At 63.9% G+C, this 13,854-nt stretch carries 17 protein-coding genes; 14 read left to right on the top strand and 3 right to left on the bottom strand.

Translation table 11 applies throughout. From position 1 onward, the window contains the following. Positions 1-21: 21 nt before the first annotated feature. A complete protein-coding gene (locus tag ACWHXP_RS06260) occupies positions 22-357 on the bottom strand; it encodes a helix-turn-helix domain-containing protein (protein ID WP_489623069.1) in 336 nt (111 codons plus the stop codon). Next, entirely contained in the window at positions 338-718 is a 381-nt protein-coding gene (locus tag ACWHXP_RS06265; protein ID WP_489623068.1) for a type II toxin-antitoxin system RelE/ParE family toxin, read from the bottom strand. Before ACWHXP_RS06265 ends, ACWHXP_RS06260 begins: the two co-directional genes overlap by 20 nt. 207 nt (positions 719-925) lie before the next feature. On the opposite strand from ACWHXP_RS06265, the gene ACWHXP_RS06270 reads away from it, so the two are divergent. From ACWHXP_RS06270 to ACWHXP_RS06285, 4 genes are all read left to right on the top strand, one after another. Beyond that, the gene (locus ACWHXP_RS06270; RefSeq protein ID WP_039785682.1) at positions 926-1,114 is read left to right on the top strand and encodes a YjfB family protein; all 189 of its coding nucleotides are present in this window, start codon (positions 926-928) and stop codon (positions 1,112-1,114) included. A 199-nt stretch (positions 1,115-1,313) separates the two neighbouring features. Then, positions 1,314-1,616: a helix-turn-helix transcriptional regulator gene (locus tag ACWHXP_RS06275; RefSeq protein WP_489623067.1), complete on the top strand. Its 303-nt coding sequence runs from the start codon at positions 1,314-1,316 to the stop codon at positions 1,614-1,616. After that, positions 1,613-2,950 carry a type II toxin-antitoxin system HipA family toxin gene (locus tag ACWHXP_RS06280; RefSeq protein ID WP_489623066.1) on the top strand — a complete coding sequence of 446 codons (1,338 nt, stop codon included), beginning with the start codon at positions 1,613-1,615 and terminating at the stop codon, positions 2,948-2,950. Before ACWHXP_RS06275 ends, ACWHXP_RS06280 begins: the two co-directional genes overlap by 4 nt. Beyond that, on the top strand, positions 2,947-3,846 hold the full coding sequence (locus tag ACWHXP_RS06285) for a pseudouridine synthase (protein ID WP_489623065.1): 900 nt from the start codon (positions 2,947-2,949) through the stop codon (positions 3,844-3,846). The genes ACWHXP_RS06280 and ACWHXP_RS06285 overlap by 4 nt, the downstream gene beginning before the upstream one ends. An 18-nt stretch (positions 3,847-3,864) precedes the next feature. Here the strand turns inward: ACWHXP_RS06285 and ACWHXP_RS06290 are convergent, their stop codons facing one another. After that, complete coding sequence (locus ACWHXP_RS06290; RefSeq protein WP_489634224.1) at positions 3,865-4,533, bottom strand: GntR family transcriptional regulator; 669 nt, start codon at positions 4,531-4,533, stop codon at positions 3,865-3,867. A gap of 147 nt (positions 4,534-4,680) precedes the next feature. Between ACWHXP_RS06290 and dctP the strand changes: the two genes are divergently transcribed. The 10 genes from dctP to ACWHXP_RS06340 are packed head-to-tail and all read left to right on the top strand — an operon-like array spanning position 4,681 to position 13,842. After that, a complete protein-coding gene (gene dctP, locus ACWHXP_RS06295; RefSeq protein WP_489634223.1) occupies positions 4,681-5,703 on the top strand; it encodes a TRAP transporter substrate-binding protein DctP in 1,023 nt (340 codons plus the stop codon). After that, complete coding sequence (locus ACWHXP_RS06300; protein WP_134135853.1) at positions 5,700-6,278, top strand: TRAP transporter small permease; 579 nt, start codon at positions 5,700-5,702, stop codon at positions 6,276-6,278. The genes dctP and ACWHXP_RS06300 overlap by 4 nt, the downstream gene beginning before the upstream one ends. After that, complete coding sequence (locus ACWHXP_RS06305; protein ID WP_121041604.1) at positions 6,275-7,624, top strand: TRAP transporter large permease; 1,350 nt, start codon at positions 6,275-6,277, stop codon at positions 7,622-7,624. The genes ACWHXP_RS06300 and ACWHXP_RS06305 overlap by 4 nt, the downstream gene beginning before the upstream one ends. After that, a complete protein-coding gene (gene mdcA / locus ACWHXP_RS06310; protein ID WP_489634222.1) occupies positions 7,625-9,292 on the top strand; it encodes a malonate decarboxylase subunit alpha in 1,668 nt (555 codons plus the stop codon). Positions 9,293-9,316: 24 nt separating this feature from the next. After that, positions 9,317-9,631 carry a malonate decarboxylase acyl carrier protein gene (gene mdcC, locus ACWHXP_RS06315; protein WP_121041600.1) on the top strand — a complete coding sequence of 105 codons (315 nt, stop codon included), beginning with the start codon at positions 9,317-9,319 and terminating at the stop codon, positions 9,629-9,631. Further along, on the top strand, positions 9,628-10,524 hold the full coding sequence (locus ACWHXP_RS06320; protein WP_489634221.1) for a biotin-independent malonate decarboxylase subunit beta: 897 nt from the start codon (positions 9,628-9,630) through the stop codon (positions 10,522-10,524). The genes mdcC and ACWHXP_RS06320 overlap by 4 nt, the downstream gene beginning before the upstream one ends. A gap of 9 nt (positions 10,525-10,533) precedes the next feature. Beyond that, entirely contained in the window at positions 10,534-11,274 is a 741-nt protein-coding gene (gene mdcE, locus ACWHXP_RS06325; protein WP_489634220.1) for a biotin-independent malonate decarboxylase subunit gamma, read from the top strand. 2 nt (positions 11,275-11,276) lie between these two features. After that, positions 11,277-11,999 (top strand): malonate decarboxylase holo-[acyl-carrier-protein] synthase, encoded by a 723-nt coding sequence (gene mdcG, locus ACWHXP_RS06330; RefSeq protein WP_489634219.1) that lies wholly within the window; start codon positions 11,277-11,279, stop codon positions 11,997-11,999. Next, a complete protein-coding gene (gene mdcB / locus ACWHXP_RS06335; RefSeq protein ID WP_489634218.1) occupies positions 11,987-12,901 on the top strand; it encodes a triphosphoribosyl-dephospho-CoA synthase MdcB in 915 nt (304 codons plus the stop codon). Before mdcG ends, mdcB begins: the two co-directional genes overlap by 13 nt. After that, positions 12,898-13,842: an ACP S-malonyltransferase gene (locus ACWHXP_RS06340; protein WP_134135848.1), complete on the top strand. Its 945-nt coding sequence runs from the start codon at positions 12,898-12,900 to the stop codon at positions 13,840-13,842. The genes mdcB and ACWHXP_RS06340 overlap by 4 nt, the downstream gene beginning before the upstream one ends. The last annotated feature ends 12 nt before the right edge of the window (positions 13,843-13,854 follow it).

Genomic DNA, 13,854 nt, shown 5'->3' on the forward strand with positions numbered 1-13,854 from the left:
TGTGCGGGCTTTGGGGGCTTTTCAGGCTACGGTCAAGGTCAGGCATCCGAGGGAGGCGGCTGCAGGCCGCACCTGGATCTCGATGTCGTAGCCCAGCCGTGTCAGACAGTCCATCAGCTTGCGCTCGGACAGGTTGCTGAAGTCGCCGCGCATCATGCCCGACACTTTTGGTTGTGGAATCCCCATGCGTTGCGCCGCCGCCTGTTGACTCAGTCCCAGTGAACGCATCGCCTTGCGGATTTCGATGACCAGACCAGTCTTGATGCGCAGCTTGTCGGCATCCGGCAGACCAAGATCGGCGAAGACATTGCCGCTGCTGCGGAGGATGTCGGTTCCCTCAACGATTGTTTTTTGCATGATGACGTAGCTCCTCGGCTCTGGCAGTAGCGATCTTGAGTCTGGTCCGGATGATTTCCATGTCCGGCTGGGGTGTGGCTATTCCGCTTTTGCTTTTCTTCTGAAAGCAGTGCAGTACGAACACGGCTTCTTCGAACTTCACGGTGTAGACAGCCCGGAAGGTGTCGCCAATATGGTCTTCCAGAATCTCCAGCACGCCGGCACCGCTGAAACCGTTCAATATCTTGGTTTTTTCATAGCGCTCGCCCATTTGCGCCAGCGACAATGCGAAGCCGAAACGTTGGCGGACTTCCGCTGGCAATGCCAGCAGATCCTTGTAGCTGCTCGCGATCCATTCGAGTGGTTTCTCATTGATAAACATCGTAGCAGGCTATACCTGTTCAGGTAAATGGCTAGCTGGCTGCGATTTTTAATGGGAAGTTCTCGAACAACCTTGATACGAGTCGACGTTCGCGTGTGAGTATCTCGAAATTTTTCTTGATTGATGTAAAGAAACAGCGTCCAATGCCGTAATCAAGGCACCGGGCGACGCATCCTGTTTCCCGGTATCCCCCAAAAGGAGAGCACCATGGATGTCAATCAAATCGCATCACTGGCCACCAGCATGGCTGCGGCGAAGACTTCGGATTCGGTCAACGTACTGATGCTGAAGAAAGCGCTCGACAGCCAGGCTTCTGCTGCCGTGGGCCTGTTGCAGGCATTGCCGCCGTTGCCGGCCAACCCGAACATCGGGCGCAACGTCAATACCACTGCCTGAACACCGTCCTCTTGAAATCGCAGTCCTCGCCGGACTGCGATTTTTTTTGTGCGCATCGTCGGATCGCCGCCTCTGCCAATTCTTCAAAAGAACAATATATTGTTCGTTTAATTAAATGCATAATCTATTATTCTTGATTTCGTGCGGATGTCTAATATAATGGTTATATGTAAAAAGAACCATTTAATTGGATCTTCTGATGACCAATCTGCAAGACATCGGCCGCCGCATCCGCACCGCGCGTAAGGCACGGGGGATGACGGCTGTCGCGCTGGCCGCGCTGGCCGGAATGCACCGCAACACCTTGCTGGCGCTGGAAACCGGGCGCGGCAACATCGAACTGGTCAAGCTGCTGGCCCTGTGCGAGGAGCTGGAGCTGGACCTGCTGCTGTTGCCGCGCCAAGCAGCGCCGCTGCGCGCCGCCGAGGCGCAAGGCGCTGGCAGCCAGACCGAACTGGGGGCGCGGCTGCAAGCGCTCATGGGCGAAGGAGGCGAGGCATGAGCATGCTGCGTTCCCTGCGCCTCCGCCTCGGGCAGACCGAGGTCGGCTCCTTGTTCGCCCTGGATGACGGGCGCTGCTATTTCCGTTTCGATGACGCCTATGCCTTGCAGGGGGACGATCGTCCCGTCCTCTCGCAGCTTTATCTGGCCTCCACTGAAGAGCGTACCCGCGCCCAGTTGCTCGATCCCACGCTGGCGGCCAACCGGGGGGATGGCCGTGGCGGATTGCCTCCCTTCTTCCAGAATCTCCTGCCCGAAGGGCAGTTGCGCAAACACCTGATCCAGCGCGCCGGTCTCGCTCCGGACGATGAATTTGGCCTGCTGGCCTACTGCGGACGCGATCTGCCCGGCGATGTCTCGGCGCTGGCCGAAGAACTGGATGAACGCGGTCTCGGCCGCCTGCTAGGGCAGGGTCATGACAGCTACGAGATGAGTTCCGGCCAGTTGCCGGTACCCGGCGGGGAATCGCTCTCCGGCGTGCAGCCCAAGCTGGCGCTGGTGCGGGAGAGCGGGGGGCGCTACGTCATGCGTTCCAAGGATAGCCAGGGCAGCCATTTCATCGCCAAGCTGCCGGCTACCGACTATTCCAACATGCCGCAGGTGGAGTTTGCCTCGCTCACCCTGGCCGCTGCCGCTGGCGTGCAGACTTGCCGGTTCAGCCTGGAGCCGCTGTCGGCCATCGGCGATCATCTGCCGTTCGGCCTGCGCAACGACGCCAGCCGTTTCCTGCTGGTGCAGCGCTTTGATCGCGATGCACCCACGCCGACCGGACGCTTGCACATGGAAGATTTCGCCCAGGTCACCGGTACCGCGCCGGCGGCCAAGTATGTCGGCACCTATGCGGCCATCGGCGTGGTGCTGTTGGAGCGCAGTACGCGCGGTGCCGAGGATGTCTACGAATTGCTGCGGCGGATCAAGGTCAACGAGCTGCTCGGCAATTTCGATGCGCACCTGAAGAATTTCAGCCTGCTGTACCACACGCCCCAGCAGGCCGCGCTGTCGCCGGCCTATGACATCGTTGCCTACGCCGCTTACGTGGGTGGCGATGGCCATGCGCTGGCCTTCGTACCGGGACAGAAGGGCAAGCAATTGCTCACGCCCGCCATCCTGCGCCAGCTCGCCAACCTGTGGCGGCTACCGGAGCCACGCTTGCAGGCGGTGCTGGTGGACACGGTGGAACGCGCCATGACGCAATGGCCGGCCCTGATTGAGAGCCTGCCCTTCACCGACGCACAGCGAGGCAAGCTGCTGGCGCATCTGGAGGCCAATGCCAGCGTGGCCGCCTGGCGCCGCCGCGCCGCGCGCAGGAAGCCTGCCAGCGCGGAGGGCGCATGAGGCCCACGCCCACCCTGCCCATGCGCGAGGGCTTGTCGCCCAGCTACCTGTGGCTGCAACCTGGGCCCTGGCGCGACATGCTGTCCTTCCTGGGCGAGCGCTTTACGGCCGTCCCCGAATCGATCTGGCGCGAGCGCCTGCTGCGGGGGGAGGTGCGCAACCAGCAGGGTGAAGCATTGCGCCCGGAGTCACCCTATCGCAGCGGCGATTGCATTTTCTACTACCGCGAATTACCCGAGGGTGAAGCGCGCATTCCGGTGGAAGAGAAGATTCTGCATCTGGACGACCATTTGTTGGTAGCCGATAAACCGCATTTCCTGCCGGTGATCCCGACTGGCCGCTTCGTGCAGGAAACCCTGCTGGTACGGCTCAAGAAGGCCACCGGCCTGCAGGACCTGGTCCCCATCCACCGCCTGGACCGGGAGACGGCCGGGGTGATCGTCTTTTCGCATCAGCCTGCCAGCCGGGGCAAGTATCAGTCCATGTTCCAGCAACGGTCCATGTTCAAGGTCTATGAAGCGATTGCCCCGCTGCGGGCGGATCTGGCGTTGCCACGGGTGCACCGCAGCCGGGTGGAAGAGATCCCTGAACAGTTCTTCAAGATGCATGAGGCCGAAGGTACGCCCAATTCGGAAACCCACATTTCCCTGCTGGAGCAGCGGGGAAAATTCGGCCTCTACCAGCTGGAACCGGTCACCGGACGGCGTCACCAGTTGCGGGTGCACATGGCCTCGCTGGGCATTCCCATCCTCAACGATCTGTTCTATCCGCACGCCGTGCCCGTGGGCGTGGCCGATGATCTGGACAAGCCCCTCAAACTGCTGGCCCGTTCCCTGTTCTTCATCGATCCGCTCGATGGCAGCGAGCGGCATTTCGTCAGCCAGCGCAGCCTGTAGCCGATGCGGTAACGCCGATCAGGCGGCCGACTTGAGCTGATGCAGGGATGCCACCAGGTCAGCAAAGCGCTGTCCCTGGATCATGATGTGCTGGCGCAGCACCTCGACGGTGCGTTCCGGGTCGCCGGCGATGATGGCATCCACCACGGCCTGGTGTTCGTCATAGGACATCCTGAGACGATCCCGCACCCGCAACTGCAGGCGGCGATACGGCCGCAGGCGGCGGTGCAGGGCGCGCGCCTGCTCGGCCAGGAAGCCATTGTGGCTGCCGGCATAGATGTGGTCGTGGAAGGCTTCGTTCAGGTAAAAATAGGCATCCGGATCGCTGGCATCGCGCGCCGCCTGGCAGGCCTGGTGCGCCGCCAGCAGCTCGGCATGCTCGGCCGGCGTCATGCGGCGCGCCGCCAGGCGGCCGCACATGGCTTCGAATTCGGCCATCACTTCAAACATCTCGATCAAATGCTGCGGGCCGATCTCGGCCACGATGGCCCCCCGGCGCGGCCGCATCTCGACGATGCCCATCGAGGCCAGCTGGATCAGCGCCTCCCGGATGGGCGTGCGCGAAACACCGAATTCCTCGGCCAGCGAGGTTTCATCCAGATGCTGGCCCGGCGCCAGCTTGCCGACGGCGATCAGCTCTTCAATCGATTCGCGCAGGGTTTCAGAACGGGTCTTTGGCGTGTCCATGGTGTGTTGCCTCTAAAACAAGCATTGTAAAGGGAAGAGCCTCCACGGGATTAATGCTTGACAATGTATGCGTTTCGCCTGAAATTGTATACACGATGAGAGCATAAAAACACAGTAGTTCCATCAATTCCTGGAGGAGATACCAGCATGACCGCATTTACCCGTCGCCATTTCCTTGGCACCCTGGCCGCTGCACCGCTTGCCGCCGCCCTGCCCGCCGCCTGGGCGCAAACGGCCAGCCTGAAGATTTCTCACCAGTTTCCCGGTGGCACCCTGACAGAAGGCGACTTCCGTGACCGCCTGGTGCGCATGTTCGCCCAGCAGGTGAACGAAAAGACCAAAGGGGCCTTGAAGTTCGAGATCTATCCCGGCTCGTCGCTGATGAAGACCAATGCCCAGTTCTCCGCCCTGCGCAAGGGCGCACTGGACATGTCGCTGGTACCGCTGAACTATGCAGGCGGGGAAGTCCCGGAAACCAACATCGGCCTCATGCCCGGCCTGGTGACCTCCTACCAGCAGGGCGCCGCCTGGAAGAATGCCGAAGTGGGCAAGGAACTGGCCCGCATCCTGGGCGAGAAGGGCGTGGTCATCGTCAGCTGGATCTGGCAGGCGGGCGGCGTGGCCTCGCGCGGCAAGCCCATCGTCGATCCGGCCGATGCCAAGGGCATGAAGGTGCGCGGCGGTTCGCGCGAGATGGACCTGATCCTGAAGGAAGCGGGGGCCGCCGTGGTGACCCTGCCTTCCAATGAGATCTACGCCGCCATGCAGACCGGCGCGATGGATGCGGCGATGACTTCGTCGACTTCCTTCATGTCCTTCCGCCTGGAGGAGGTGGCCAAGTCCCTCACTACCGGGCGCGACAAGGCTTACTGGTACATGTTCGAGCCGCTGATGATGTCCAAGGCCGTGTTCGAACGTCTGCCCAAGGACCAGCAGGCCGTCATCATGTCCGTCGGTGCAGACATGGAACAGTTCGCCACCAAGGCTGCCCAGGCCGACGACATCGCCGTGGCCCAGGTCTACCAGAAGGCCGGTGCCAAGGTGGTTGACCTCAACGCCGAGGTCGTCAAGAAGTGGCAGGACATCGCCCGCAATACCGCCTGGAAGGACTTCGCGGCCCGCAATGCCAACTGCGCCAAGCTGCTGGCCCTGGCGGAGAAGACCGTATGAGCCACGGCTTCGAGATGCCCGGCGCGGCGGCCACGCGCCCGGCCGTGCCGGCCAGCGCCCCGGTGGCCTGGCTGGCGGCCTTCCTGCAGGGCTACCACCGCGTGGCCGTGTTCCTGGGAATGATTGCGCTGCTGGTGACCTCCTGCATCCTCACCTATTCGGTGGTGGTGCGTTACTTCTTCCATCAGCCGACCGACTGGCAGGATGAAGCCTCGGTCTTCATGCTGGTTGGCGTGATCTTCCTGTGCTCGGCTTATGTGCAGTCGCTGCGCGGGCACATCGGCATCGAGGCGCTGGCCGGCTTGCTCTCGCCGCTGGCCAACAAGGTGCGCATGTTCATCGTGGATGTGGTGTCCTTCCTGTTCTGCGCCTTCTTCACCTGGAAGTCGTGGACGCTGTTCCATGAAGCCTGGGTGGAGGGGCAGACCACGTCGTCCACCTTTGCGCCGCCGCTGTGGATTCCGTATTCCCTGATGGCGCTGGGCATGAGCATGCTGACGCTGCAATTGCTGGTGCAGGTGCTCACGCGCATCACCGGCACCGTGCCTGCGGCAACGTCCGGAGGTGCGCAATGAGTCCGCTGACCCTGGGTGTGCTCTATGGCGTGGTCACCATCCTGGTGATGTGTTCGGGCATGCCGATCGCCTTTGCGCTGGGCGTGGTGGCGACCGGTTTCATGTATTTCTTCATGCCGGAATCGTCGCTGGATACCATCACGCAAAACGTTTATGAAGAAATCGCTTCCATCACGCTGCTGTCGATTCCGCTCTTCATCCTGAAGGGGGCGGCCATCGGCAAATCTCCTGCGGGCAAGGACTTGTATTCGGCCATCCACGCCTGGTTGAACAAGGTGCCGGGCGGGCTGGGCATCGCCAACGTGTTTGCCTGCGCGCTCTTTGCCGCCATGGCCGGTTCATCGCCGGCGACCTGCTCGGCCATCGGCTCGGCGGGCATTCCCGAGATGCGCCGTCGCGGCTATTCACCGGGGTTTGCCGCGGGCATCATCGCCGCCGGTGGCACGCTGGGCATCCTGTTGCCGCCGTCCATCACCATGATCCTGTATGCCGTGGCTGCCGAGCAGTCGCTGGGACGCCTGTTCCTGGCCGGTATCGGGCCGGGCGTGCTGCTGGTGATCCTGTTTGCGGGTTATGCGGTCTTCCGGGCGCGCAAGGAATACAAGCTGGCGCATGCCGTCTACACCGCCGGTGGGGCCAAGTCGGCCTATCTGGATGACGAACATTTCACGCTGGCCCAGAAAGTGGAAATGCTGCCGCGCGTGCTGCCTTTCCTGATCTTGCTGATCGGCGTGATGGTCGCTCTCTATGGCGGACTGGCCACACCTTCCGAAACTGCTGGCCTGGGCGCGCTGCTGGCGCTGGTGCTGATCGCGGTGGTCTATCGCATCTACAAGCCCAAAGAGATCGCGCCCTTCCTCAGTTCCACCATCAAGGAATCGGGGATGCTGCTGCTCATCATCGGCATGTCGCTGCTGTATTCCTACGTGATGAGCTACCTGCACATCAGCCAGTCGGCGGCGCAATGGGTGGTCGACCTGCACTTGTCGAAGTGGCTGCTGCTGGCCGTGATCCTGGGCATGGTGATCGTGCTGGGCTTCTTCCTGCCGCCGGTGTCGATCATCCTCATGACCGCGCCCATCATCCTGCCGCCGCTCAAGGCCGCCGGTTTCGACCTGATCTGGTTCGGCATCGTCATGACGGTGGTGATGGAGATGGGCCTGATTCACCCGCCGGTGGGGCTGAATCTGTTCGTGATCAAGAACATCGCACCCGATATCGCGCTAGGCGATGTCATCAAGGGTACGATTCCTTTCCTGGCGCTGATGTTTCTCGCGGTCCTGCTCTTGTGCATGTTCCCGGGCATCGCGACCGTATTGCCTGATCTGTTGATGGGAGCCAAGTAAATGAGTAGTAGCGAACGCGTGTGGAATGCGCGCCAGAAGAACCGTGAACAGCGGCTGGCGCGCGTCACCGCCGCATTGGGTAGCCAGTTGCAGGGCAAGATCGCGCCTGCGGACAAGCTGGCAGAGCTGCTCTATGCGGTGCTGGAAAGCGGCGACCGGGTCTGTGTCGAGGGCAACAACCAGAAGCAGGCCGATTTCCTGGCCAAGGGCCTGGCGGCACTCGATCCGGCGCGGGTCAACGGCTTGCACATGCTGTTCTCGGTGCTGGCCTTGCCGGAACATCTGGACGTGTTCGAGAAGGGCATTGCCGACCGGCTCGATTTTTCCTTCTCCGGTCCGCAGGCCGGCCGCCTGGCCAAACTGGCCTCGGCCGGCAAGCTCAACATCGGTGCCATCCATACTTACCTGGAGCTGTTTGGTCGCTACTTCGTCGACCTGACGCCGCGCGTGGCGCTGGTGGCGGCGCAGGCGGCCGACCGCCACGGCAATCTCTATACCGGGCCCAATACGGAAGATACGCCCGCCATTGCCGAAGCGACGGCCTTCTCCAGCGGCATCGTCATTGCGCAGGTGAACGAAATCGTCGATGAGCTGCCGCGCGTGGACATCCCGGCCGACTGGGTGAGCTTTGCCATCAAGGCCCCCACGCCCCATTACATCGAACCGCTCTTCACGCGCGACCCGGCGCAGATTTCCGAGATCCAGGTGCTCATGGCGATGATGGCCATCAAGGGCATCTATGCCGAATACGGCGTGCAGCGCTTGAATCACGGCATCGGTTTCGATACCGCCGCCATCGAGCTGATCCTGCCCACCTATGCCGAATCGCTGGGCCTGCGCGGCAAGATCTGCAAGCACTGGGCACTCAATCCGCACCCTGCACTCATTCCTGCCATCGAGGCCGGGTTTGTGGAATCCGTGCACTCCTTCGGCTCCGAGCTGGGCATGGAAGATTACATTCGCGCACGGCCCGATGTCTTCTTCGTCGGACCCGATGGCTCCATGCGCAGCAACCGCGCCTTCTCGCAGACGGCCGGCCACTATGGCTGTGACATGTTCATCGGATCGACCTTGCAGATCGACTTGCAGGGCAATTCCTCCACGGCCACGCTGGGCCGCATCGCCGGGTTTGGCGGTGCCCCCAACATGGGCGCGGATGCACGCGGACGCCGCCATGCCAGCGAAGCCTGGCTCAAGGCCGGCCAGCAGGCGCGCGCCGGACGCAATACCATTCCGCGCGGGCAGAAGCTGGTGGTGCAGACGGTGGAGACATTCCGCGAGCACATGCAGCCGGCCTTCGTCGAGAAGCTGGACGCGTGGCAGCTGGGCGAGCAGGCCAAGATGCCGATTCCTCCCGTGATGATCTATGGCGACGATGTCACCCACATCCTCACTGAAGAGGGCATCGCCAACCTGCTGCTGTGCCGTACCGAAGAAGAGCGCGAGCAGGCCATCCGCGGCGTGGCCGGTTATACGGCCGTCGGCATGGGCCGCGACAAGCGCATGGTGGAAAACCTGCGCGACCGTGGCATCATCCGCCGCGCCGAAGACCTGGGCATCGACAAGCGCATGGCCACCCGCGACCTGCTGGCGGCCAAGAACATGAAGGACCTGGTGCGGGCCTCCGGCGGGTTGTACAACCCGCCCAAGCGCTTCCGCAACTGGTGATTTTCCCGCAATGAAAGCGACACTATGGAAACTTTGACTTTTCGCTTCGAGCACGGCCAGCGTCGCCTCAAGGCCACGCCTGAACTGGTCGGCGTGGTCAGCTCGGGCAATCTGGAAGTACTGATCGAGCATGCGGCGCTCAACGGTGCCTGCGCCATCGAGGTCAAGACCGCTGCGCGCGGCTTCGGCACCATCTGGGAAGCGGTGATGACCGACTTCCAGCAACGCTGGCAACTGGCCGATACCCGCATCTCCATCAACGACATGGGGGCCACGCCGGCCGTGGTCAGCCTGCGCCTGGACCAGGCCGTGGAAGCCATGGTGGAGGAGGGCGCATGAGTGCGAGCTATCTGGAAGCCACGGCGCGCGAGCGCATCCTGGCGGTGCTCGACGCCGGCAGCTTCAAGGAACTGCTGCCGCCCGCGCAGCGCGTAGTCAGCCCCCATTTGGGTCAGCTCGATGCACCGGTCTCCTTCGATGATGGCGTCATCATCGGCGAAGGCCTGCTGGGTGGAAGCGCCGTGATGGCCGCCGCGCAGGAAGGCGGATTCATGGGCGGGGCCGTGGGCGAGGTGCATGGTGCCAAGCTGGTGGGCCTGCTCAAGCGCGCCATGGCCAGGCAGGCCGCAGGCGTGATCCTGCTGCTGGAAACCGGCGGCGTGCGCCTGCATGAAGCCAATGCCGGGCTCATCGCCGTCTCCGAAGTGATGCGTGCAGTGCTGGAAGCCCGTGCCGCTGGCATCCCGGTGATCGTGCTGATCGGTGGCGCCAATGGCTGTTTCGGCGGCATGGGCATTGTGGCGCGCTGTGCCAATACCATCATCATGTCCGAGGAAGGGCGGCTGGCCATGTCCGGTCCGGAAGTGATCGAGACTGCCAATGGCGTCGAGGAATTCGATTCGCGCGACCGTGCCCTGGTCTGGCGTACCACCGGCGGCAAGCATCGCTACCTGATCGGCGATGGCCAGCAACTGGTGAGCGACGACATTGACGCCTTCCGCACGGCAGCCATCGCCGCGTTGTCCGCCGTCAGCGACGCGAAGCTCACGCTGGCCGGGCTGGAAGCCGAGCAGGAGATGCTGCGCCGTCGCATCGCCACTTTCGGCCATGCCGAGGACCCGATGGATATCTGGGCCGAGCTGGGCGTGGCCCGACCGGAAACGGTACCGATGCTGGAAGCCGCTGCCTTTACCGCCATGGCCGAGCGCCTGCGCATCGTCTCCAAGGCCTGAGAGGAATTCATGAACCAGACTGTTACTCAACCCCAGGTCGACTGGCGCGCACTGGCGCAGGACCTGTTCCCGCAAGGCCATGCGATCACCGAGCAGGATCACTTCCTCTCCGGTACGGCGCAGGTGGATGGCCGTACCGTCACGGTGGTCGGTACCACCGGGCATACGCCCATCGGCATCGAGATTGCCTTGGCCCAGGCCAGTGCGATCCTGCAGACGGTGCGTGAACATCCCGGCCGGCCCATCGTGATCCTGGTCGATACCCAGGGCCAGCGCCTGCGCCACCGCGATGAAATGCTGGGCATCAACAGCTATATGGCGCATCTGGGCAAATGCGTGGAACTGGCGCGCCGCCAGGGCCATCGCGTGGTCGGCCTGGTGTATGACCAGGCGCTTTCGGGCGGCTTCATCACCAGCGGCCTGATCGCCGATGCCTGCTATGCCTTGCCGGAGGCGACCATTCGCGTCATGGGCCTGCCCGCGATGGCACGCATTACCAAGGTGCCGGAAGAACGGCTGACCGAGCTGGCCAAGAGCAATCCGGTGTTTGCGCCCGGACCTGAAAATTATTTGCGCATGGGCGGCGTTGCCGAGATCTGGAATGGCGACCCCGCCAAGGCGCTGGCCGATGCGCTGTCCCAGGACCGCAGTGCCGACACCCGTGCGGCCACGGGTCTCGAACGGGGCGGGCGCAAGTGGGCGCAACGCGTCATCGATGCGGTCGCCAACGATACGCCCTTGAGCGGATGAGCATGCCGTCCGCGTTCGCTCTGGCCGACTCGCGTCATCACCTGCTCTGGCTGAGCGAGGCGGGTTGGTCGCGCCTGCTGGCCGGTGGCAGTGATGCACGCCAGCAGGCCACGCTGCAGCGCTGGCAGCGCATGCGCTGGCCGCTGATCGTGCGTCGCCGCGACGTGGAGGCCAAGGACGAAGAGATCTGTGTCGGCATCGCCTTGCCGCCCGATGCGCAGGGCAACAAGCCGCGCATCGCGCTGCGGGTCAGGGCCGATGAAGTGGCGTCAAGCCGCGCACCTTTCCTGCTGCGCGACATAGTCGCTGCACGTCTGGCCGGTCTGCCAGCCGCGTGGCAGGCTGGGCTGGCGGAGTTGCAGGAGCACATGGAGCGCGCCGGTATTGCTCTCTCCGTATTCGGTTCTCTGGCCTGGCAGGCGGTGACGGCGCAAGTTTATCTGCGCAGCAGTTCCGACATCGACCTGCTGTTCCAGCCGCGCAGCCAGGCCCAGCTGGAAGCAGGCGTAAGGCTGCTGGCCTGGCAGGCGATGTTCCTGCCGCTGGATGGAGAAATCGTGTTTCCCGACGGGGCCGCCGTGTCGTGGAAGGAATGGCGACAGGTCGCGGTGCTGGGCAGCCATCCCGAAGGCCAGGTGCTGGTCAAGCGGCCGTCCAGCGTAGCGCTCGAACGCGTGGGCGCACTGCGAGCCAGCCTGCCGCAGGAGCAAACGTGCGCCGCCTGATGCAGCATCCCGATACGCTGGCCCGGCCGCTGCACCACACGCAGAAGCGCCGGGCCGCCCGCGAGAACCAGGCCTTCTGTCGCCAGCTGGCGCGCCTGGCGGTGCGCAGCCTGTACCAGGAACTGGTGCTCTATCCCAAGCCGGGCCTGGTCTCGCGCGTGGACAATGGCAGTCACACCGACATGACGGCCGAGACCTTCCTGCGCAGTCTGTTCGCGCTGCGCCATTACTTTTTCCAGATCGCCGCCGCAGGCCTCGACGGCGCGTCTTTCCCCACCCTGCAGACTCTGGCGATTCGTGCCGAAGAGCGCATGATGCGCGCCACCAACGGCATCAACACGCATCGCGGCGCGATCTTCGCGCTGGGCATGCTGTGCGCGGCCATCGGATATGCGCGGGGCCGTCACATGCCCCTGCAACCCGCCACTATCCGCGCCACCTTGCTGATCCAGTGGGGCGATGCACTGGCCCGCCATAGCGCGGCAGCGATGCCGTGCGGCCAGCACAGCCATGGCCAGCGCGTGGCCGCCGAGCATGCCGTGGGCGGGGCGCGAGAGGAGGGCGCGCTGGGCTTCCCGGCGGTGTTCGAGGTGGCCTTGCCGCAATTGCAGGCCACGCTGGCGACCGGACGCGATCTGTATCACGCCCGTATCGATGCGCTCTTTGCGCTGATGGCGCATCTCAGCGATACCAATGTCTACCATCGCGGCGGGGCCGAGGGCGCTGACCTGGTTCGCAGTCGCAGTGCGGCCTTCCTGGCGGCGGGCGGTACTGCGCTTGCCAATTGGGAAGCGCGTGCGCTGGACTGCCATCGCGAGTTCGTCACCCGCCGCCTGTCGCCGGGCGGCGCGGCCGATCTGCTGGCGGCGGCTTGCCTGGTCCATGAGGTTTGCAACTTATGAGTCTGCGCCTGGCTATCCTGTGTCCGGGGCAGGGCGCGCAGCATGCGGGCATGTTCGATCTGCTGCGCGAGGATCCCGTGGCCAGCGCTTTCCTGACGCAAAGCGATCTGTCGTCGCATCTGCAAGCGCCGGTGGAAACGGTGCTCAACGATCCTGCGCAGCTGTACGCCAATCGCAACGCCCAACCGCTGATCGTCGCGGCGCAACTCGCCGCATGGCAAGCGTTGCGGGAGCCGTTGTCAGCCTTCGCGGGTGCGCCTTTGGTGGTGGCGGGTTACAGCGTGGGCGAACTGGCCGCCTATGCGGTGGCCGGGGTCCTCGATCCCGCGCAGTCCGTCGCGCTGGCTGCACGACGCGCTGCAGCGATGACCGAGGCGGCCAGCGTGCAACCGGAACAAGGCTTGATGGCCATTGGTGGACTGCCGCTTGCCGTGGCGCAGGAATGCCTGGCGCGGCATGGTGGTTACGTGGCCATCGTCACTGGCGAAGACACGCTCATCGCCGGTGGCACCGGGAAGGCCCTGCAAGCCGCTGCGGATGAGCTTGCTGCCGCCGGTGCGCGGACTTCATCCCTGCCCGTCGGGCTGGCCTCGCACACCCCATTGATGCAGGCGGCCACGGACTTGTTTGCGGCAGAGCTTGCCGCACTCCAGCTGCGCTCGCCCGGTCCGGCCTTGCTGGCGGGTGTCACCGGGCAGGCGATTGCCGATGCAGCGCAGGCGCGGACACTGCTGGTGCGACAGTTGGTCGCGCCCATCCAGTGGGCCGGCTGCATGGATGCCATGGCTGAGCGTGGCGTGACGGTCGCGTTGGAATTGGGGCCTGGCGCGGCACTGTCGCGCATGCTGCGCGAGCGCCATCCGCAGATGGCCTGCCGTTCGCTGGCGGACTTCCGCAGCCTCTCGGGCGCGCTGGCATGGCTGCGTCGGCAAACTGACTGAATCGGCGCGCGG

Source organism: Herbaspirillum sp. Her2, assembly GCF_057961375.1.

Coding starts and splice junctions, on each gene's coding strand:
- mdcA (WP_489634222.1), top strand. CDS start 7,625: ATGAGTAGTAGCGAACGCGTGTGGAATGCGCGCCAGAAGAACCGTGAA.
- ACWHXP_RS06265 (WP_489623068.1), bottom strand. CDS start 718: ATGTTTATCAATGAGAAACCACTCGAATGGATCGCGAGCAGCTACAAG.
- dctP (WP_489634223.1), top strand. CDS start 4,681: ATGACCGCATTTACCCGTCGCCATTTCCTTGGCACCCTGGCCGCTGCA.
- ACWHXP_RS06300 (WP_134135853.1), top strand. CDS start 5,700: ATGAGCCACGGCTTCGAGATGCCCGGCGCGGCGGCCACGCGCCCGGCC.
- mdcG (WP_489634219.1), top strand. CDS start 11,277: ATGCCGTCCGCGTTCGCTCTGGCCGACTCGCGTCATCACCTGCTCTGG.
- ACWHXP_RS06270 (WP_039785682.1), top strand. CDS start 926: ATGGATGTCAATCAAATCGCATCACTGGCCACCAGCATGGCTGCGGCG.
- ACWHXP_RS06290 (WP_489634224.1), bottom strand. CDS start 4,533: ATGGACACGCCAAAGACCCGTTCTGAAACCCTGCGCGAATCGATTGAA.
- ACWHXP_RS06260 (WP_489623069.1), bottom strand. CDS start 357: ATGCAAAAAACAATCGTTGAGGGAACCGACATCCTCCGCAGCAGCGGC.
- ACWHXP_RS06285 (WP_489623065.1), top strand. CDS start 2,947: ATGAGGCCCACGCCCACCCTGCCCATGCGCGAGGGCTTGTCGCCCAGC.
- ACWHXP_RS06280 (WP_489623066.1), top strand. CDS start 1,613: ATGAGCATGCTGCGTTCCCTGCGCCTCCGCCTCGGGCAGACCGAGGTC.
- mdcC (WP_121041600.1), top strand. CDS start 9,317: ATGGAAACTTTGACTTTTCGCTTCGAGCACGGCCAGCGTCGCCTCAAG.
- mdcE (WP_489634220.1), top strand. CDS start 10,534: ATGAACCAGACTGTTACTCAACCCCAGGTCGACTGGCGCGCACTGGCG.
- ACWHXP_RS06275 (WP_489623067.1), top strand. CDS start 1,314: ATGACCAATCTGCAAGACATCGGCCGCCGCATCCGCACCGCGCGTAAG.
- ACWHXP_RS06320 (WP_489634221.1), top strand. CDS start 9,628: ATGAGTGCGAGCTATCTGGAAGCCACGGCGCGCGAGCGCATCCTGGCG.
- ACWHXP_RS06340 (WP_134135848.1), top strand. CDS start 12,898: ATGAGTCTGCGCCTGGCTATCCTGTGTCCGGGGCAGGGCGCGCAGCAT.
- ACWHXP_RS06305 (WP_121041604.1), top strand. CDS start 6,275: ATGAGTCCGCTGACCCTGGGTGTGCTCTATGGCGTGGTCACCATCCTG.